Source organism: Escherichia sp. E4930 (assembly GCF_005845405.1).
In the GTDB taxonomy this organism is placed as follows: domain Bacteria; phylum Pseudomonadota; class Gammaproteobacteria; order Enterobacterales; family Enterobacteriaceae; genus Escherichia.
In genome coordinates this window covers 28767-48624 of record NZ_VCDZ01000014.1, presented here as the reverse complement: position 1 = coordinate 48624, position 19858 = coordinate 28767, and the positions used below count along the sequence as shown (strand labels likewise).

17 protein-coding genes and 1 pseudogene are annotated in these 19858 nt (G+C 52.2%); 15 read left to right on the top strand and 3 right to left on the bottom strand.

The features are described 5' to 3' along the window. Window positions 1-2 precede the first annotated feature (2 nt). The 3 genes from leuB to leuL form a co-directional block, all read right to left on the bottom strand. Window positions 3-1094, bottom strand: coding sequence for a 3-isopropylmalate dehydrogenase (gene leuB / locus FFT88_RS15795; protein WP_000042367.1), 1092 nt, complete (start codon window positions 1092-1094; stop codon window positions 3-5). Then, complete coding sequence (gene leuA / locus FFT88_RS15790) at window positions 1094-2665, bottom strand: 2-isopropylmalate synthase (protein ID WP_000082807.1); 1572 nt, start codon at window positions 2663-2665, stop codon at window positions 1094-1096. Before leuA ends, leuB begins: the two co-directional genes overlap by 1 nt. 90 nt (window positions 2666-2755) lie before the next feature. Next, complete coding sequence (gene leuL / locus FFT88_RS15785; RefSeq protein ID WP_001300467.1) at window positions 2756-2842, bottom strand: leu operon leader peptide; 87 nt, start codon at window positions 2840-2842, stop codon at window positions 2756-2758. 660 nt (window positions 2843-3502) lie between these two features. Between leuL and leuO the strand changes: the two genes are divergently transcribed. The 15 genes and pseudogenes from leuO to murG all read left to right on the top strand — a co-directional run bounded on the left by leuO (window position 3503) and on the right by murG (window position 19843). Further along, complete coding sequence (gene leuO / locus FFT88_RS15780; protein WP_130221635.1) at window positions 3503-4447, top strand: transcriptional regulator LeuO; 945 nt, start codon at window positions 3503-3505, stop codon at window positions 4445-4447. Between the two features lie 317 nt (window positions 4448-4764). Further along, a complete protein-coding gene (gene ilvI / locus FFT88_RS15775; protein WP_135385056.1) occupies window positions 4765-6489 on the top strand; it encodes an acetolactate synthase 3 large subunit in 1725 nt (574 codons plus the stop codon). Between the two features lie 2 nt (window positions 6490-6491). Continuing rightward, window positions 6492-6983, top strand: coding sequence for an acetolactate synthase small subunit (ilvN, locus tag FFT88_RS15770; protein ID WP_001252744.1), 492 nt, complete (start codon window positions 6492-6494; stop codon window positions 6981-6983). Window positions 6984-6994: 11 nt separating this feature from the next. Then, complete coding sequence (locus FFT88_RS15765) at window positions 6995-7081, top strand: hypothetical protein (protein ID WP_032160836.1); 87 nt, start codon at window positions 6995-6997, stop codon at window positions 7079-7081. An 81-nt stretch (window positions 7082-7162) separates the two neighbouring features. Beyond that, on the top strand, window positions 7163-8167 hold the full coding sequence (gene cra / locus FFT88_RS15760) for a catabolite repressor/activator (RefSeq protein ID WP_064525210.1): 1005 nt from the start codon (window positions 7163-7165) through the stop codon (window positions 8165-8167). Window positions 8168-8766: 599 nt separating this feature from the next. Then, the gene (mraZ, locus tag FFT88_RS15755) at window positions 8767-9225 is read left to right on the top strand and encodes a division/cell wall cluster transcriptional repressor MraZ (RefSeq protein ID WP_064525207.1); all 459 of its coding nucleotides are present in this window, start codon (window positions 8767-8769) and stop codon (window positions 9223-9225) included. A 1-nt stretch (window position 9226) separates the two neighbouring features. Beyond that, window positions 9227-10168: a 16S rRNA (cytosine(1402)-N(4))-methyltransferase RsmH gene (gene rsmH, locus FFT88_RS15750; RefSeq protein WP_064525204.1), complete on the top strand. Its 942-nt coding sequence runs from the start codon at window positions 9227-9229 to the stop codon at window positions 10166-10168. Next, window positions 10165-10530, top strand: coding sequence for a cell division protein FtsL (gene ftsL / locus FFT88_RS15745; RefSeq protein ID WP_000625658.1), 366 nt, complete (start codon window positions 10165-10167; stop codon window positions 10528-10530). The genes rsmH and ftsL overlap by 4 nt, the downstream gene beginning before the upstream one ends. A gap of 15 nt (window positions 10531-10545) precedes the next feature. Continuing rightward, window positions 10546-12311: pseudogene (ftsI, locus tag FFT88_RS15740) on the top strand (peptidoglycan glycosyltransferase FtsI). Then, a complete protein-coding gene (gene murE / locus FFT88_RS15735) occupies window positions 12298-13785 on the top strand; it encodes a UDP-N-acetylmuramoyl-L-alanyl-D-glutamate--2,6-diaminopimelate ligase (RefSeq protein WP_135404077.1) in 1488 nt (495 codons plus the stop codon). The pseudogene ftsI and the gene murE overlap by 14 nt, the downstream one beginning before the upstream one ends. After that, window positions 13782-15140, top strand: a complete 1359-nt coding sequence (gene murF, locus FFT88_RS15730; protein ID WP_130221633.1) for a UDP-N-acetylmuramoyl-tripeptide--D-alanyl-D-alanine ligase — start codon at window positions 13782-13784, stop codon at window positions 15138-15140. The genes murE and murF overlap by 4 nt, the downstream gene beginning before the upstream one ends. Then, complete coding sequence (gene mraY, locus FFT88_RS15725; protein ID WP_000964122.1) at window positions 15134-16216, top strand: phospho-N-acetylmuramoyl-pentapeptide-transferase; 1083 nt, start codon at window positions 15134-15136, stop codon at window positions 16214-16216. The genes murF and mraY overlap by 7 nt, the downstream gene beginning before the upstream one ends. A 2-nt stretch (window positions 16217-16218) precedes the next feature. Then, on the top strand, window positions 16219-17535 hold the full coding sequence (gene murD / locus FFT88_RS15720) for a UDP-N-acetylmuramoyl-L-alanine--D-glutamate ligase (protein ID WP_130221632.1): 1317 nt from the start codon (window positions 16219-16221) through the stop codon (window positions 17533-17535). Then, window positions 17535-18779: a cell division protein FtsW gene (ftsW, locus tag FFT88_RS15715; RefSeq protein WP_089667471.1), complete on the top strand. Its 1245-nt coding sequence runs from the start codon at window positions 17535-17537 to the stop codon at window positions 18777-18779. The genes murD and ftsW overlap by 1 nt, the downstream gene beginning before the upstream one ends. Beyond that, entirely contained in the window at window positions 18776-19843 is a 1068-nt protein-coding gene (gene murG / locus FFT88_RS15710; protein ID WP_135404078.1) for an undecaprenyldiphospho-muramoylpentapeptide beta-N-acetylglucosaminyltransferase, read from the top strand. The genes ftsW and murG overlap by 4 nt, the downstream gene beginning before the upstream one ends. Window positions 19844-19858 lie beyond the last annotated feature (15 nt).

Below are 19858 nucleotides of genomic sequence, written 5' to 3'. Positions count from 1 at the left end.
GATTACACCCCTTCTGCCACATAGCGGGCAATGATATCGCCCATTTCATCGGTACTAACGGCGGCAGCGCCACGGGCTAAATCCCCGGTGCGAATGCCTTCTTCTAATGCGCGGTTAATCGCGCGTTCAATGGCGGAAGCCGCATCATCGGCATCCAGGCTGTAACGCAGCAGCAGCGCCAGCGACAGAATTTGCGCAATCGGGTTAGCGATGTTTTTGCCAGCGATATCTGGAGCCGAGCCGCCTGCCGGTTCATACAGACCAAAACCTTGCTCGTTCAGGCTGGCGGAAGGCAACATCCCCATCGAGCCAGTGATCATTGCGCACTCGTCAGACAGAATGTCGCCAAACAGGTTGGAGCACAGCAGAACGTCAAACTGTGATGGATCTTTAATCAGCTGCATGGTGGCGTTGTCGATGTACATATGCGCCAGTTCGACATCCGGATATTCAATGGCGATCTCATTAACGATTTCCCGCCATAAAATAGAGGATTGCAGCACGTTGGCTTTGTCGATTGAGGTGACTTTGCGACGACGCTTGCGGGCAGATTCAAACGCGATACGGGCGATGCGTTCGATCTCAAAACGGTGATACACCTCGGTATCAAACGCTTTTTCATATTGTCCGCTACCTTCGCGGCCTTTTGGCTGACCAAAATAGATGCCGCCGGTCAGTTCGCGCACGCACAGGATGTCGAAGCCGTTAGCGGCAATGTCAGCACGCAGTGGACAGAATGCTTCCAGCCCCTGATACAGTTTTGCCGGACGCAGATTGCTGAATAATTTGAAGTGCTTACGCAAAGGCAACAGCGCGCCGCGTTCTGGTTGCTGGTCTGGTGGTAAATGTTCCCACTTCGGGCCGCCTACCGAGCCAAACAGCACGGCATCGGCTTGCTCACAGCCTTCAACCGTTGCAGGTGGCAGCGGTTGCCCGTGGTTATCGATGGCTGCGCCGCCTACATCGTAATGGCTGGTGGTGATGCGCATTGCAAAGCGGTTGCGCACGGCATCCAGCACTTTCAGCGCCTGGGTCATCACTTCCGGCCCGATCCCATCTCCGGGCAAAACGGCAATATGGTAATTCTTCGACATCACACGGTTTCCTTGTTGTTTTCGTTGTGTTGAGCTTTGCGTTGCAACTCTTTTTCGACTTCTGCGGCGCGCCAGATATTGTTCAGTACGTGCACCATGGCTTTGGCGGAGGACTCGACAATATCGGTGGCCAGGCCGACGCCGTGGAAGCGGCGACCGTTGTAGTTGGCGACGATATCCACCTGACCCAGCGCATCTTTACCGTGACCTTTGGCGGTCAGGCTGTATTTCACCAGTTCGACGTTATAGTCAGTGATACGGTTAATGGCCTGATAGACGGCATCGACCGGACCGTTACCGTTGGCGGCTTCCGCTTTGACTTCTTCGCCGCAGGCCAGTTTGACGGCGGCAGTGGCAATATCGTTAGAACCAGACTGCACGCTGAAGTAATCCAGACGGAAATGCTCTGGCTCTTCTTGCTGTTTACCGATAAAGGCCAGCGCCTCCAGATCGTAATCAAACACCTGACCTTTTTTGTCCGCCAGCTTCAGGAATGCGTCGTACAAATTGTCTAAATTATATTCACTTTCTTTATATCCCATCTCATCCATGCGGTGTTTCACTGCCGCACGGCCTGAACGAGAGGTCAGATTCAGCTGGATTTGATTCAGACCAATAGATTCTGGTGTCATGATTTCGTAGTTTTCGCGGTTTTTCAGCACGCCATCCTGGTGGATACCGGAGGAGTGTGCGAACGCGCCGCTGCCAACAATGGCTTTGTTTGCCGGGATCGGCATATTACAAATCTGGCTAACTAACTGGCTGGTGCGCCATATCTCCTGGTGATTAATGGCGGTGTGGACGTTGAGGATATCCTTACGAACTTTGATCGCCATGATCACTTCTTCCAGCGAACAGTTTCCGGCGCGTTCGCCGATCCCGTTCATTGCGCCTTCTACCTGCCGCGCTCCGGCATGTACCGCCGCCAGTGAGTTACCGACTGCCAGGCCTAAATCGTCGTGGGTGTGTACGGAAATAATGGCTTTGTCGATGTTAGGCACGCGTTCATACAGGCCGCTGATGATTCCGGCGAACTCAAACGGCATGGTGTAGCCCACGGTGTCCGGAATGTTGATGGTGGTGGCACCGGCGTTAATCGCCGCTTCGACCACTCGCGCCAGATCGGCAATCGGGGTACGTCCGGCATCTTCGCAAGAAAATTCAACATCATCGGTATAATTACGGGCGCGTTTCACCATATAGATAGCGCGTTCGATCACTTCATCCAGCGTGCTGCGCAGCTTGGTGGCGATGTGCATTGGGGAGGTAGCAATAAAGGTATGAATACGGAAGGCTTCGGCGACTTTCAGAGATTCAGCCGCCACATCGATATCTTTTTCCACGCAGCGGGCTAACGCACATACGCGGCTATTTTTGACCTGGCGGGCGATGGTTTGCACCGATTCAAAATCGCCCGGCGAAGAGACGGGAAAACCAACTTCCATTACGTCAACACCCATACGCTCAAGGGCCAGCGCAATTTGCAGTTTTTCTTTCGCACTCAGACTTGCCTGTAACGCCTGTTCACCGTCGCGTAATGTGGTATCGAAAATAATAACTTGCTGGCTCATGGTTTGGGTCCTTGTCTCTTTTAGAGCGCCTCGCTTCGGGCATAAAAAAACCCGCGCAATGGCGCGGGTTGTTTTTGACTGCGTGCTGGCTTAATGCTGGATGCCGCTCACTCGTCTACCGCGCAAAGAAGATGCGTTTAGTAGTAGTAGACCGATAAAGCGAACGATGTGAGTCATTAAATCAGCTCCAGATGAATGCGATATGCTTTTAGAGTTACTGGATACAAAAACGGATGTCAACCCTGTAGTAAGAAAAGCGGCTTTTCAGCGGTAATTTTGCATGTATCAAATTAGCTAATTGTGCTGTGTATACATAAACCAACAATATTAATTTCTGTCAGCCAGATCACACTTTTCATTAATTGACATACTTCAGCATAATTTATTGCATTTAATCAATAAGTGATATACGTATAGATAGTATCAATTACCTAACCCATCCTGATGATTTTTCTGTAATTATTTATTCGATGAATGTTTAATTATTGATGAGGCTTATATTATTGATAAGTTAATAAGGAAGATATGGGTGATTAATATATAAATTTTTAATTAAAGTGGCGATTTTATACATATCACGGATGATTGAGCATTCATGGTGATTATGATTATATTGTTTGTGTGACAAAAACATTATAGATAATCATGCTGTGGTGGGAGACTCTCTGCGCGGCGGTGGGTTTTGTTTTAAACAGAACTCTTATCTTTATGTTTTCCTAATTTTACTCATTTTCCTTTTTCTTATTTTATATGTATGGTAAATCATATTTTTCAGGATTATTTTTTTTCTGCATTCCGGTAAGGAAAAGGGAGTTAAGTGTGACAGTGGAGTTAAGTATGCCAGAGGTAAAAACAGATCATCCAGAACCAGCAGATTTTAGTAAGCCACAGCTGCGCATGGTCGATCTAAACTTATTAACTGTTTTCGATGCCGTGATGCAGGAGCAGAATATTACTCGTGCCGCTCATGTTCTGGGAATGTCGCAACCTGCGGTCAGTAACGCTGTTGCACGCCTGAAAGTGATGTTTAATGACGAGTTGTTTGTTCGTTATGGTCGTGGTATCCAGCCGACTGCCCGCGCATTTCAGCTTTTTGGCTCTGTGCGCCAGGCGCTGCAATTAGTGCAAAACGAATTACCAGGTTCAGGTTTTGAGCCAGCCAGTAGCGAGCGGGTATTCCATCTCTGTGTTTGCAGCCCGTTAGACAGCATTCTGACCTCGCAGATTTATAATCACATTGAGCAGATTGCGCCAAATATACATGTTATGTTCAAGTCTTCATTAAATCAGAACACTGAACATCAGTTGCGCTATCAGGAAACGGAGTTCGTTATAAGTTATGAAGATTTCCACCGCCCTGAATTTACCAGTGTGCCGTTATTTAAAGATGAAATGGTGTTGGTAGCCAGTAAGAACCATCCGCATATTAAAGGTCCATTACTGAAACATGATGTTTATAACGAACAACATGCGGCGGTTTCGCTCGATCGTTTCGCCTCATTTAGTCAACCGTGGTACGACACAGTAGATAAGCAAGCCAGTATTGCTTATCAGGGCATGGCAATGATGAGCGTCCTTAGCGTGGTGTCGCAAACTCACCTGGTCGCTATTGCGCCTCGTTGGCTGGCTGAAGAGTTCGCCGAATCTTTAGAATTACAGATATTGCCGCTGCCATTAAAACAAAATAGCAGAACCTGTTATCTCTCCTGGCATGAAGCTGCCGGGCGCGATAAAGGCCATCAGTGGATGGAAGAGCAATTAATTTCTATATGTAAACGCTAAACAAAAGCAGAATAAATCAGGCATTCCTTTCTGGTTTATTCTGCTTTTTTTATTAAATGCAGAATTTTATTCTAAATGCATGTGCGCCAGATTTCATGAATAATTAAAAAAATAGAGAAATTGCTGTAAGTAGTCGAATCTAGCCAATTTATTATCAATTTACGCCTTCATTCTGGAGTATTTTATCGTTTCTTTTCTCCTTTCCTCCTGTTTATTCTTATTTCTTCACGTTTGTGACTCTGTCTGCCAATTGCTTAAGCAAGATCGGACGGTTAATGTGTTTTACACATTTTTTCCGCCAAACAGTGAGGCAGGCCATGGAGATGTTGTCTGGAGCCGAGATGGTCGTCCGATCGCTTATCGATCAGGGTGTTAAACAAGTATTCGGTTATCCCGGAGGCGCGGTCCTTGATATTTACGATGCATTGCATACCGTGGGGGGTATCGATCACGTATTAGTTCGTCATGAGCAAGCGGCTGTGCATATGGCCGATGGCCTGGCACGTGCAACCGGGGAAGTGGGGGTCGTGCTGGTGACGTCGGGTCCTGGGGCGACTAACGCGATTACTGGTATCGCCACTGCTTATATGGACTCCATTCCCTTGGTTGTCCTTTCTGGTCAGGTAGCGACCTCGCTGATAGGCTACGATGCCTTTCAGGAGTGCGACATGGTGGGAATTTCCCGCCCGGTGGTCAAACACAGTTTCCTGGTTAAGCAAACGGAAGACATTCCTCAGGTGCTGAAAAAGGCATTCTGGCTGGCGGCAAGTGGTCGTCCTGGGCCAGTGGTGGTTGATTTACCGAAAGATATTCTTAATCCGGCGAACAAATTACCCTACGTTTGGCCGGAGTCGGTCAGTATGCGCTCTTATAACCCGACAACGCTGGGTCATAAGGGGCAGATTAAACGCGCATTGCAGACACTGGCGGCAGCGAAAAAACCGGTAGTTTACGTTGGCGGCGGCGCCGTGACTGCGAGTTGCCATCAACAACTCAAACAGATTATTGAGCAGCTTAATCTTCCCGTCGTCTCTTCATTAATGGGGCTGGGGGCGTTTCCGGCAACGCATCGTCAGGCGCTGGGGATGTTGGGAATGCACGGCACCTACGAAGCCAATATGACCATGCATAATGCCGATGTTATTTTTGCGGTTGGCGTGCGCTTTGACGATCGCACTACTAACAATCTGGCCAAGTACTGCCCGAATGCAACGGTTTTACATATTGATATCGATCCTACGTCGATCTCAAAAACCGTTACCGCCGACATTCCGATCGTTGGTGACGCGCGGTTGGTGCTGGATCAAATGCTGGAGTTGCTGGTACAAGAAACGGCTCACCAACCGTTGGATGAAATTCGTGACTGGTGGCAACAGATTGAACAGTGGCGCGCTCGCCAGTGCCTTAAATACGACACTCAGAGCGAAAAGATTAAACCGCAAGCGGTGATCGAGACACTCTGGCGACTGACGAAAGGCGATGCATATGTCACGTCCGACGTCGGGCAGCACCAGATGTTCGCCGCGCTTTATTATCCTTTCGACAAACCGCGCCGCTGGATCAATTCCGGTGGCCTCGGCACTATGGGTTTTGGTTTGCCTGCGGCGCTGGGTGTCAAAATGGCATTGCCAGAAGAAACCGTGGTCTGTGTCACTGGCGACGGCAGCATTCAGATGAACATTCAGGAACTGTCTACCGCTTTGCAATATGAACTGCCGGTGCTGGTGGTGAATCTCAATAACCGCTATCTGGGGATGGTGAAGCAGTGGCAGGACATGATCTATTCCGGCCGCCATTCACAATCTTATATGCAGTCGCTACCGGATTTCGTTCGTCTGGCGGAAGCCTATGGCCATGTTGGGATCCAGATCTCTCATCCGCAAGAGCTGGAAAACAAACTTAGCGAGGCACTGGAACAGGTCCGCAATAATCGCCTGGTGTTTGTTGATGTCACTGTTGATGGCAGCGAGCACGTCTACCCGATGCAGATTCGTGGCGGCGGAATGGATGAAATGTGGTTAAGCAAAACGGAGAGAACCTGATTATGCGCCGGATATTATCCGTATTACTCGAAAATGAATCAGGCGCGTTATCCCGCGTGATCGGCCTCTTTTCCCAACGGGGCTATAACATTGAAAGCCTGACCGTTGCGCCAACCGACGATCCGACATTATCGCGTATGACTATCCAGACCGTGGGCGATGAAAAAGTGTTGGAGCAGATTGAAAAGCAATTACATAAGCTGGTCGATGTGCTGCGTGTTAGCGAACTGGGGCAGGGGGCGCATGTTGAGCGGGAAATCATGCTGGTGAAAATTCAGGCCAGTGGCTACGGACGTGACGAAGTGAAGCGCAATACGGAAATATTCCGTGGGCAAATCATTGATGTCACGCCATCGCTTTATACCGTTCAATTGGCGGGAACCAGCGATAAGCTTGATGCATTTTTAGCATCGATTCGCGATGTGGCGAAAATTGTGGAGGTCGCTCGTTCCGGTGTAGTAGGACTTTCGCGCGGCGATAAAATAATGCGTTGAGAATGATCTCAATGCGCAATTTACAGCCCAACATGTCACGTTGGGCTTTTTTTGCGAATTCAGTGGGAACCTGGAATAAAAGCAGTTGCCGCAGTTAATTTTCTGCGCTTAGATGTTAATGAATTTAACCCATGCCAGTACAATGGGTATGGTTTTTACATTTTACTCAAGGGGCAATTGTGAAACTGGATGAAATCGCTCGGCTGGCGGGAGTGTCGCGGACCACTGCAAGCTATGTTATTAACGGCAAAGCGAAGCAATACCGTGTGAGCGACAAAACCGTTGAAAAAGTCATGGCAGTGGTGCGTGAGCACAATTACCACCCAAATGCCGTGGCTGCTGGGCTTCGTGCTGGACGCACACGTTCGATTGGTCTTGTGATCCCCGATCTGGAGAACACAAGTTACACCCGTATCGCTAATTATCTTGAACGTCAGGCGCGGCAACGGGGTTATCAACTGCTGATTGCCTGCTCAGAAGATCAGCCAGACAACGAAATGCGCTGTATTGAGCATCTTTTGCAGCGTCAGGTCGATGCCATCATTGTTTCGACGTCGCTGCCGCCGGAGCATCCTTTTTATCAACGCTGGGCTAACGACCCGTTCCCGATTGTCGCGCTGGATCGCGCCCTCGATCGTGAACACTTCACCAGCGTGGTTGGTGCCGACCAGGATGATGCAGAAATGCTGGCCGAAGAGTTACGTAAGTTTCCTGCTGAGACGGTGCTTTATCTTGGCGCGTTGCCGGAGCTTTCTGTCAGCTTCCTGCGCGAGCAGGGTTTCCGTACCGCCTGGAAAGATGATCCACGCGAAGTGCATTTCCTTTATGCCAACAGTTATGAGCGAGAAACCGCTGCCCAGTTGTTCGAAAAATGGCTGGAAACGCATCCGATGCCGCAGGCGCTGTTCACCACCTCATTTGCGTTGTTGCAAGGCGTTATGGATGTCACGCTGCGCCGCGATGGCAAACTGCCTTCTGATTTGGCGATTGCGACCTTTGGTGACAACGAATTGCTCGACTTCTTACAGTGTCCGGTATTGGCGGTAGCCCAGCGTCATCGCGACGTTGCGGAACGCGTACTGGAGATTGTGCTCGCCAGTCTGGACGAGCCGCGCAAACCAAAACCAGGCTTAACACGCATTAAACGTAATCTTTATCGTCGTGGTGTACTAAGCCGTAGATAAACATTACGGAAAGATGCGCCAGTGGATTTTACCTCTGGCGCATTGAGTACGTAATTGGACATCGATATCCATAATGTAAATAAGACTATTCTGGACAATTATCCATAAGCCCTCCTGAATATCCTGCCAATTAACTCCATTCGCTGCGCTGAATGATAATTAACTCGTAACGGTAGATTGCAATTGCATTATTTTGTTACAAGCAAATCGGCAATTGCCGATTAAACAAACACTTTTCTAAACTTTTGTCCAAAGTCGCTGGCATCAGGCATGGCGCACGTGCAACAGGGACTGTTATCCGGGGGAGATATGTCCTAAAATGCCGCTCGCGTCGCAAACTGACACTTTATATTTCCATTAAGGAAAATCGAGTCGTTTTTAAAACGGTAATGATGAATGGGATTTTTTCTTACAACTATTCATGACGTTAATTTGCTTCGTTTGTTGTGCGATTTTTAAACAATGCAGATATTAGCCGTAAACATTGGGTTTTTTGCTTCGGTAAGGAATGTTCCTGGCTTGACAAGCTTTTCCTCCGCTCCGTAAACTCCTTTTAGTGGGAATTTGTGGGATAAAGTGGTAATCGGGGGGAGACTGGCATGTTCCGGGGAGCAACGTTAGTCAATCTCGACAGTAAAGGGCGCTTATCGGTGCCTACCCGTTATCGGGAAGAACTGCTCGGGAGCGCTGCCGGTCAAATGGTGTGTACCATTGACATTCATCACCCGTGCCTGCTGCTTTACCCCCTTCCTGAATGGGAAATTATCGAGCACAAATTATCGCGTCTTTCGAGCATGAACCCTGTTGAACGTCGTGTTCAACGCCTTCTGTTAGGGCATGCCAGTGAGTGTCAGCTGGATAGCGCAGGTCGATTATTAATCGCGCCTGTGTTGCGGCAGCATGCCGGGCTGACGAAAGAAGTGATGTTGGTCGGGCAGTTCAATAAGTTCGAACTGTGGGATGAAACGACCTGGCATCAACAGGTCAGGGAAGATATCGACGCTGAACAGTCTGTTACCGAAAACTTGTCGGAGCGACTGCAGGACTTGTCTCTATAAAATGATGGAAAACTATAAACATACCACGGTACTGCTGGACGAAGCCGTAAATGGCCTCAATATCCGTCCTGACGGTATCTACATTGATGGAACTTTTGGTCGCGGTGGTCACTCACGTCTGATTCTTTCGCAACTTGGCGAAACGGGACGCTTGTTGGCAATCGATCGCGACCCGCAGGCTATTGCCGTCGCGAAGACTATTGATGATCCGCGCTTCTCCATCATTCATGGACCTTTCTCTGCGCTGGGCGAATATGTCGCCGAGCGCGATCTTATCGGCAAGATCGACGGCATTCTGCTCGATCTTGGCGTCTCTTCACCGCAACTCGATGATGCTGAACGCGGTTTTTCCTTTATGCGCGATGGCCCGTTGGACATGCGTATGGACCCGACGCGCGGTCAGTCTGCCGCCGAATGGCTACAAACCGCAGAAGAATCCGATATTGCCTGGGTATTAAAAACCTATGGCGAAGAGCGTTTTGCTAAACGTATTGCACGCGCCATTGTCGAGCGTAACCGCGAACAGCCGATGACCCGCACTAAAGAACTGGCAGAAGTCGTTGCTGCCGCAACGCCGGTGAAAGACAAATTCAAACATCCCGCGACCCGTACCTTCCAGGCGGTGCGCATTTGGGTGAACAGTGAACTGGAGGAGATAGAGCAGGCGCTAAAAAGCTCGCTTAACGTGCTGGCCCCAGGCGGGCGGCTTTCGATCATCAGTTTTCATTCGCTGGAAGATCGTATTGTGAAACGCTTTATGCGTGAAAACAGTCGCGGTCCACAAGTTCCGGCAGGGTTACCGATGACTGAAGAGCAGCTCAAAAAACTGGGTGGCCGTCAGTTGCGAGCACTAGGTAAGTTGATGCCGGGCGAAGAAGAGGTGGCAGAGAACCCTCGTGCCCGTAGTTCAGTTCTGCGTATTGCAGAGAGGACGAACGCATGATCAGCAGAGTGACAGAAGCCCTCAGCAAAGTTAAAGGATCGATGGGAAGCCACGAGCGCCATGCCTTGCCTGGCGTTATCGGTGACGATCTTTTGCGGTTTGGGAAGCTGCCGCTCTGCCTGTTCATTTGCATTATTTTGACGGCGGTGACTGTGGTGACCACGGCGCACCATACCCGTTTGCTCACCGCTCAGCGCGAACAACTGGTGCTGGAGCGAGACGCTTTAGACATTGAATGGCGCAACCTCATTCTTGAAGAGAATGCGCTCGGCGACCATAGCCGGGTGGAACGGATCGCCACGGAGAAGCTGCAAATGCAGCATGTTGATCCATCACAAGAAAATATCGTAGTGCAAAAATAAGGATAAACGCGACGCATGAAAGCAGCGGCGAAAACGCAGAAACCAAAACGTCAGGAAGAACATGCCAACTTTATCAGTTGGCGTTTTGCGTTGTTATGCGGCTGTATTTTATTGGCACTGGCTTTCCTGCTGGGGCGCGTTGCCTGGTTGCAGGTAATCTCCCCGGATATGCTGGTGAAAGAGGGCGACATGCGCTCTCTTCGCGTTCAGCAAGTCTCCACCTCCCGCGGCATGATTACCGACCGTTCTGGTCGCCCGTTAGCAGTAAGTGTGCCAGTAAAAGCGATCTGGGCCGACCCGAAAGAAGTGCATGAAGCCGGTGGCATCAGCGTCGGCGACCGTTGGAAGGCGCTGGCTAACGCGCTCAATATTCCGCTGGATCAACTTTCCGCCCGCATTAATGCCAACCCGAAAGGGCGCTTTATCTATCTGGCGCGTCAGGTTAACCCTGACATGGCTGAATACATCAAAAAACTGAAGCTGCCGGGGATTCATCTGCGCGAAGAATCTCGCCGTTACTACCCGTCTGGCGAAGTGACCGCTCACCTCATTGGCTTTACCAACGTCGATAGCCAGGGGATTGAGGGTGTCGAGAAAAGTTTTGATAAATGGCTTACCGGGCAACCGGGCGAACGTATTGTGCGTAAAGACCGCTATGGCCGTGTAATCGAAGATATTTCTTCTACCGACAGCCAGGCGGCGCACAACCTGGCGTTGAGTATTGATGAACGCTTGCAGGCGCTGGTTTATCGCGAACTGAACAACGCCGTGGCCTTTAACAAGGCTGAATCCGGCAGCGCCGTGCTGGTGGATGTCAACACCGGCGAAGTGCTGGCGATGGCCAACAGCCCGTCTTACAACCCCAACAATCTGAGTGGCACGCCAAAAGAGGCGATGCGTAACCGTACCATTACCGACGTGTTTGAACCGGGCTCTACTGTCAAACCGATGGTGGTGATGACCGCGTTGCAACGTGGTGTGGTGCGGGAAAACTCGGTGCTTAATACCGTTCCTTATCGAATTAACGGCCACGAAATTAAAGACGTGGCGCGCTATAGCGAATTAACCTGACCGGGGTATTACAGAAGTCGAGTAACGTCGGTGTTTCCAAGCTGGCGTTAGCGATGCCGTCCTCAGCGTTAGTAGATACTTACTCTCGTTTTGGGTTGGGAAAAGCGACCAATTTGGGGTTGGTCGGAGAACGCAGTGGCTTATATCCTCAAAAACAACGGTGGTCTGACATAGAGAGGGCCACCTTCTCTTTCGGCTACGGGCTAATGGTAACACCGTTACAGTTAGCGCGAGTCTACGCAACCATCGGCAGCTATGGCATCTATCGCCCGCTGTCGATTACCAAGGTTGACCCCCCGGTTCCTGGTGAACGTGTCTTCCCGGAATCCATTGTCCGCACTGTGGTGCATATGATGGAAAGCGTGGCACTACCGGGCGGCGGTGGCGTGAAGGCGGCGATTAAAGGCTATCGTATCGCAATTAAAACCGGTACCGCGAAAAAGGTCGGGCCGGATGGTCGCTACATCAATAAATATATTGCTTATACCGCAGGCGTTGCGCCTGCGAGTCAGCCGCGCTTCGCGCTGGTTGTTGTTATCAACGATCCGCAGGCGGGTAAATACTACGGCGGCGCCGTTTCCGCGCCGGTCTTTGGTGCCATCATGGGCGGCGTATTGCGCACCATGAACATCGAACCGGATGCGCTGACAACGGGTGATAAAAACGAATTTGTGATTAATCAAGGCGAGGGGACAGGTGGCAGATCGTAATTTGCGCGACCTTCTTGCTCCGTGGGTGCCAAACGCACCTTCGCGAGCACTGCGAGAGATGACACTCGACAGCCGTGTGGCTGCGTCGGGCGATCTTTTTGTAGCTGTAGTAGGTCATCAGGCGGACGGGCGTCGATATATCCCGCAGGCGATAGCGCAAGGTGTGGCTGCCATTATTGCAGAGGCGAAAGATGAGGCGACCGATGGTGAAATCCGTGAAATGCACGGCGTACCGGTCATCTATCTCAGCCAGCTCAATGAGCGTTTATCAGCGCTGGCGGGCCGCTTTTACCATGAACCCTCTGACAATTTACGTCTCGTGGGCGTAACGGGTACCAACGGCAAAACCACCACGACCCAGCTTCTGGCGCAGTGGAGTCAGTTGCTTGGTGAAACCAGCGCGGTGATGGGTACCGTAGGTAACGGCCTGCTGGGTAAAGTTATTCCGACGGAAAACACGACCGGTTCGGCAGTCGACGTTCAGCATGAGCTGGCGGGGCTGGTGGAGCAGGGCGCGACTTTTTGCGCAATGGAAGTTTCCTCCCATGGGCTGGTACAACACCGTGTGGCAGCATTGAAATTCGCGGCGTCGGTCTTTACCAACTTAAGCCGCGATCACCTTGATTATCACGGTGATATGGAACATTACGAAGCCGCAAAATGGCTGCTTTATTCTGAACATCATTGCGGTCAGGCGATAGTCAACGCCGATGACGAAGTAGGCCGTCGCTGGCTGGCAAAACTGCCGGATGCAGTTGCGGTGTCGATGGAAGACCATATCAATCTGAACTGTCATGGCCGCTGGTTGAAAGCGACCAACGTGAACTATCACGACAGCGGCGCAACCATTCGCTTTAGTTCAAGCTGGGGCGATGGGGAAATTGAAAGTCATCTGATGGGCGCTTTTAACGTCAGCAACCTGCTGCTCGCGCTGGCGACGCTGCTGGCACTGGGGTATCCGCTGGCTGACCTGCTGAAAACCGCCGCGCGTCTGCAACCGGTTTGTGGACGTATGGAAGTGTTTACTGCACCGGGCAAACCGACGGTGGTTGTGGATTACGCTCACACCCCGGATGCACTGGAAAAAGCCTTGCAGGCTGCACGTCTTCACTGTGCAGGCAAGCTGTGGTGCGTCTTCGGCTGTGGCGGCGATCGTGATAAAGGCAAGCGTCCACTGATGGGGGCGATTGCTGAAGAGTTTGCTGACGTGGCGGTAGTAACTGACGATAACCCGCGTACCGAAGAACCGCGCGCCATCATCAACGATATTCTGGCGGGAATGTTAGATGCCGGACATGCCAAAGTGATGGAAGGCCGCGCCGAAGCGGTGACTTGCGCCGTTATGCAGGCTAAAGAGAACGATGTGGTGCTGGTCGCGGGCAAAGGCCATGAAGATTACCAGATTGTTGGCAATCAGCGCCTGGACTACTCCGATCGCGTCACGGTAGCGCGTCTGCTGGGGGTGATCGCATGATTAGCGTAACCCTTAGCCAACTTACCGATATTCTCAACGGTGAACTAAAAGGGGCAGATATCACCCTTGATGCTGTAACCACTGACACGCGAAAACTGACGCCGGGCTGCCTGTTTGTTGCCCTGAAAGGCGAACGTTTCGATGCCCACGATTTTGCCGACCAGGCGAAAGCTGGCGGCGCGGGCGCACTACTGGTCAGCCGTCCACTGGATATCGACCTGCCGCAGTTAATCGTTAAAGACACGCGTCTGGCATTCGGTGAACTGGCTGCATGGGTACGCCAGCAAGTTCCGGCGCGCGTGGTTGCTCTGACCGGTTCCTCCGGTAAAACCTCCGTTAAAGAGATGACGGCGGCGATTTTAAGCCAGTGCGGCAATACGCTTTATACCGCGGGCAATCTCAACAACGACATCGGCGTGCCAATGACGCTGCTGCGCTTAACGCCGGAATACGATTACGCGGTAATTGAGCTTGGCGCGAACCATCAGGGCGAAATTGCCTGGACCGTTAGCCTGACTCGCCCAGAAGCGGCGCTGGTCAACAACCTGGCGGCGGCGCATCTGGAAGGTTTCGGTTCTTTGGCTGGCGTGGCAAAAGCGAAAGGCGAAATCTTTACCGGCCTGCCGGAAAACGGTATCGCCATTATGAATGCCGACAACAACGACTGGCTGAACTGGCAGAGCGTAATTGGCTCACGCAAAGTGTGGCGTTTCTCACCCAATGCCGCCAACAGCGATTTCACCGCCACCAATATCCATGTGACTTCGCACGGTACGGAATTTACGCTACAAACCCCAACGGGTAGCGTCGATGTTCTGCTACCGCTACCGGGGCGTCACAATATTGCGAATGCGCTGGCAGCCGCCGCGCTCTCCATGTCCGTGGGCGCAACGCTTGATGCTATCAAAGCGGGGCTGGCAAATCTGAAAGCCGTTCCCGGGCGTCTGTTCCCCATTCAACTGGCGGAAAACCAGTTGCTGCTTGACGACTCCTACAACGCCAATGTCGGTTCAATGACCGCAGCAGTCCAGGTTCTGGCTGAAATGCCTGGCTACCGCGTGCTGGTGGTGGGCGATATGGCGGAACTGGGCGCTGAAAGCGAAGCCTGCCATGTACAGGTGGGCGAAGCGGCGAAGGCGGCTGGTATTGACCGCGTGTTAAGCGTGGGTAAACAAAGCCATGCTATCAGCACCGCCAGCGGCGTTGGCGAACATTTTGCTGATAAATCCGCGTTAATTGCGCGTCTTAAATCACTGATTGCAGAGCAACAGGTGATTACGATTTTAGTTAAGGGTTCACGTAGTGCCGCCATGGAAGAGGTGGTACGCGCTTTACAGGAGAATGGGACATGCTAGTTTGGCTGGCCGAACATTTGGTCAAATATTATTCCGGCTTTAACGTCTTTTCCTATCTGACGTTTCGCGCCATCGTCAGCCTGCTGACCGCGCTGTTCATCTCATTGTGGATGGGCCCGCGTATGATTGCCCATTTGCAAAAACTCTCCTTTGGTCAGGTCGTTCGTAACGATGGCCCGGAATCGCACTTTAGTAAGCGCGGTACGCCGACCATGGGCGGGATAATGATCCTGACGGCGATTGTGATCTCCGTACTGCTGTGGGCTTACCCCTCCAACCCGTACGTCTGGTGCGTACTTGTGGTGCTGGTGGGTTACGGCATCATTGGTTTTGTCGACGACTATCGCAAAGTGGTGCGTAAAGATACCAAGGGCCTGATTGCGCGCTGGAAGTATTTCTGGATGTCGGTGATCGCGCTGGGCGTCGCCTTTGCGCTGTATCTTGCCGGGAAAGACACGCCAGCAACGCAGCTGGTGGTGCCGTTCTTTAAAGATGTGATGCCGCAGCTGGGGCTGTTCTACATCCTGCTGGCTTACTTCGTCATTGTGGGGACCGGTAACGCGGTAAACCTGACCGATGGCCTCGACGGGCTGGCGATTATGCCGACCGTATTTGTCGCCGGTGGTTTTGCGCTGGTGGCGTGGGCAACCGGCAACATGAACTTTGCCAGCTACTTGCATATACCGTATCTGCGGCATGCTGGGGAACTGGTTATTGTCTGCACCGCGATAGTCGGGGCTGGGCTGGGCTTTTTGTGGTTTAACACCTATCCGGCGCAGGTCTTTATGGGCGATGTCGGTTCTCTGGCATTAGGCGGCGCGCTGGGCATTATCGCTGTGCTGCTGCGTCAGGAATTCCTGCTGGTGATTATGGGCGGTGTGTTTGTGGTTGAAACCCTGTCGGTTATTTTGCAGGTCGGTTCCTTTAAACTGCGCGGGCAACGTATTTTCCGCATGGCGCCGATTCATCACCACTATGAACTGAAAGGTTGGCCGGAACCGCGCGTCATTGTGCGCTTCTGGATTATTTCGCTGATGCTGGTCCTGATTGGTCTGGCAACGCTGAAGGTACGTTAATCATGGCTGATTACCAGGGTAAAAATGTCGTTATTATCGGCCTGGGCCTCACCGGGCTTTCCTGCGTGGACTTTTTCCTTGCTCGGGGCGTGACGCCGCGCGTTATGGATACACGTATGACACCGCCTGGCCTGGATAAATTACCCGAAGCGGTGGAACGTCACACTGGCGGTCTTAATGACGAGTGGCTGATGGCAGCCGATCTGATCGTCGCCAGCCCCGGTATTGCGCTGGCGCATCCATCTTTAAGCGCCGCTGCCGATGCCGGAATTGAAATTGTTGGCGATATCGAACTGTTCTGCCGCGAAGCGCAGGCACCGATTGTGGCGATCACCGGTTCTAACGGCAAAAGCACTGTCACCACTTTAGTGGGCGAAATGGCGAAAGCAGCAGGTGTTAACGTCGGCGTGGGTGGCAACATTGGCCTGCCTGCGTTGATGTTGCTGGATGCCGAGTGCGAACTGTACGTGCTGGAACTGTCGAGCTTCCAGCTGGAAACCACCTCCAGCTTACAGGCGGTGGCGGCGACCATTCTGAACGTGACTGAAGATCATATGGATCGCTATCCGTTTGGATTGCAGCAATATCGTGCGGCAAAACTGCGCATTTACGAAAATGCGAAAGTTTGTGTCGTCAATGCCGATGATGCCTTAACGATGCCGATTCGCGGTGCGGATGAACGTTGCGTCAGCTTTGGCGTCAACATGGGTGACTACCACCTGAATCATCAGCAGGGCGAAACCTGGCTGCGGGTGAAAGGCGAGAAAGTGTTGAACGTGAAAGAGATGAAACTTTCCGGGCAACATAACTATACCAATGCGCTGGCAGCGCTGGCGCTGGCTGATGCCGCAGGGTTACCGCGCGCCAGCAGCCTGAAAGCGTTAACCACGTTCACTGGTCTGCCGCATCGTTTTGAAGTGGTGCTGGAGCATAACGGCGTACGCTGGATTAACGATTCGAAAGCCACCAACGTCGGGAGTACAGAGGCGGCGCTGAACGGCTTGCAGGTAGACGGTACGCTGCATTTATTGCTGGGCGGTGATGGCAAATCGGCGGATTTCAGTCCACTGGCGCGCTATCTGAATGGCGACAACGTGCGTTTGTACTGTTTTGGTCGTGATGGCGCCCAGTTAGCGGCACTGCGCCCGGAAGTGGCAGAGCAAACCGAAACCATGGAGCAGGCGATGCTCTTGCTGGCGCCACGTGTGCAGCCAGGGGATATGGTGCTGTTGTCACCAGCCTGTGCCAGCCTCGATCAGTTCAAGAACTTTGAACAACGGGGCAATGAGTTCGCCCGTCTGGCGAAGGAGTTAGGTTGATGCGTTTATCTCTCCCTCGCCTGAAAATGCCGCGCCTGCCAGGACTCAGTATCCTGGTCTGGATCTCCACGGCGCTTAAAGGCTGGGTGATGGGCTCGCGGGAAAAAGATACCGACAGCCTGATCATGTACGATCGCACCTTGCTTTGGCTGACCTTCGGCCTCGCGGCGATCGGCTTTATCATGGTGACTTCGGCGTCAATGCCCATTGGGCAGCGCTTAACCAACGATCCGTTTTTCTTCGCGAAGCGTGATGGCGTCTATCTGATCCTGGCATTCATTCTGGCGATCATTACGCTGCGTCTGCCGATGGAGTTCTGGCAACGTTACAGCGCCACGATGCTGCTTGGATCAATCATCCTGCTGATGATCGTGCTGGTGGTAGGTAGCTCAGTTAAAGGGGCATCACGTTGGATCGATCTCGGCCTGCTGCGTATTCAGCCTGCGGAGTTGACCAAGCTGTCGCTGTTTTGTTACATCGCCAACTATCTGGTGCGCAAAGGCGACGAAGTACGCAACAACCTGCGCGGCTTCCTGAAACCGATGGGCGTAATTCTGGTGCTGGCAGTGTTACTGCTGGCACAGCCAGACCTTGGTACAGTAGTCGTACTGTTCGTCACCACACTGGCGATGTTGTTCCTGGCGGGGGCTAAATTGTGGCAGTTCATTGCCATTATCGGCATGGGGATTTCAGCAGTTGTGTTGCTGATCCTCGCCGAACCGTACCGTATCCGCCGTGTTACTGCGTTCTGGAACCCGTGGGAAGATCCCTTCGGTAGCGGCTATCAGTTAACGCAATCCCTGATGGCGTTTGGTCGTGGCGAACTGTGGGGGCAAGGTTTAGGCAATTCGGTACAAAAACTGGAGTATCTGCCAGAAGCGCACACTGACTTCATTTTCGCCATTATCGGCGAAGAATTGGGTTATGTCGGTGTGGTGCTAGCACTTTTAATGGTATTCTTCGTCGCTTTTCGTGCGATGTCGATTGGCCGTAAAGCGTTAGAAATTGACCACCGTTTTTCCGGTTTTCTCGCCTGTTCAATAGGTATCTGGTTTAGCTTCCAGGCGCTGGTTAACGTAGGCGCGGCAGCGGGGATGTTGCCAACTAAAGGTCTGACATTACCGCTGATCAGTTACGGTGGTTCGAGCTTACTGATTATGTCGACAGCCATCATGATGCTGTTACGTATTGATTATGAAACACGTCTGGAGAAAGCGCAGGCGTTTGTACGAGGTTCTCGATGAGTGGTAAAGGGAAGCGATTAATGGTGATGGCAGGCGGTACTGGCGGGCATGTGTTCCCGGGACTGGCTGTTGCGCACCATTTAATGGCCCAGGGGTGGCAAGTTCGCTGGCTGGGTACTGCCGATCGTATGGAAGCGGACTTAGTGCCGAAGCACGGTATCGAGATCGACTTTATTCGCATTTCTGGTCTGCGCGGCAAGGGTATTAAAGCGTTGCTCGCGGCTCCGCTGCGGATCTTTAACGCCTGGCGTCAGGCGCGGGCGATTATGAAAGCTTACAAGCCCAATGTGGTTCTCGGTATGGGCGGCTATGTTTCCGGGCCTGGTGGTCTGGCAGCATGGTCGTTAGGCATTCCGGTCGTACTTCACGAACAAAACGGCATTGCTGGCTTGACCAATAAATGGCTGGCAAAAATTGCTACCAAAGTGATGCAGGCGTTTCCGGGGGCTTTCCCTGATGCCGAAGTTGTTGGTAACCCGGTGCGTACTGATGTGCTGGCACTGCCGTTGCCACAGCAGCGTATGGCTGGCCGTGAAGGTCCGGTTCGCGTTCTGGTTGTGGGTGGTTCCCAGGGGGCGCGCATTCTTAACCAGACAATGCCGCAGGTTGCAGCAAAGCTGGGTGATTCAGTCACTATCTGGCATCAGAGCGGCAAAGGTTCGCAACAAACCGTTGAACAGGCTTATGCCGAAGCGGGGCAACCGCAGCATAAAGTGACGGAATTTATTGATGATATGGCGGCGGCCTATGCGTGGGCGGATGTCGTCGTTTGCCGCTCTGGCGCGTTGACGGTGAGTGAAATCGCTGCGGCAGGGCTACCGGCGTTGTTTGTGCCGTTTCAACATAAAGACCGCCAACAGTACTGGAATGCGCTGCCGCTGGAAAAAGCGGGCGCAGCCAAAATTATCGAGCAGCCGCAGCTTACTGTGGATGCCGTCGCCAACACCCTGGCCGGGTGGTCGCGAGAAACCTTATTAACCATGGCAGAACGCGCCCGAGCTGCATCCATTCCGGATGCCACCGAGCGAGTGGCAAATGAAGTGAGTCGGGCTGCCCGGGCGTAATCGTAGCGATGCCTT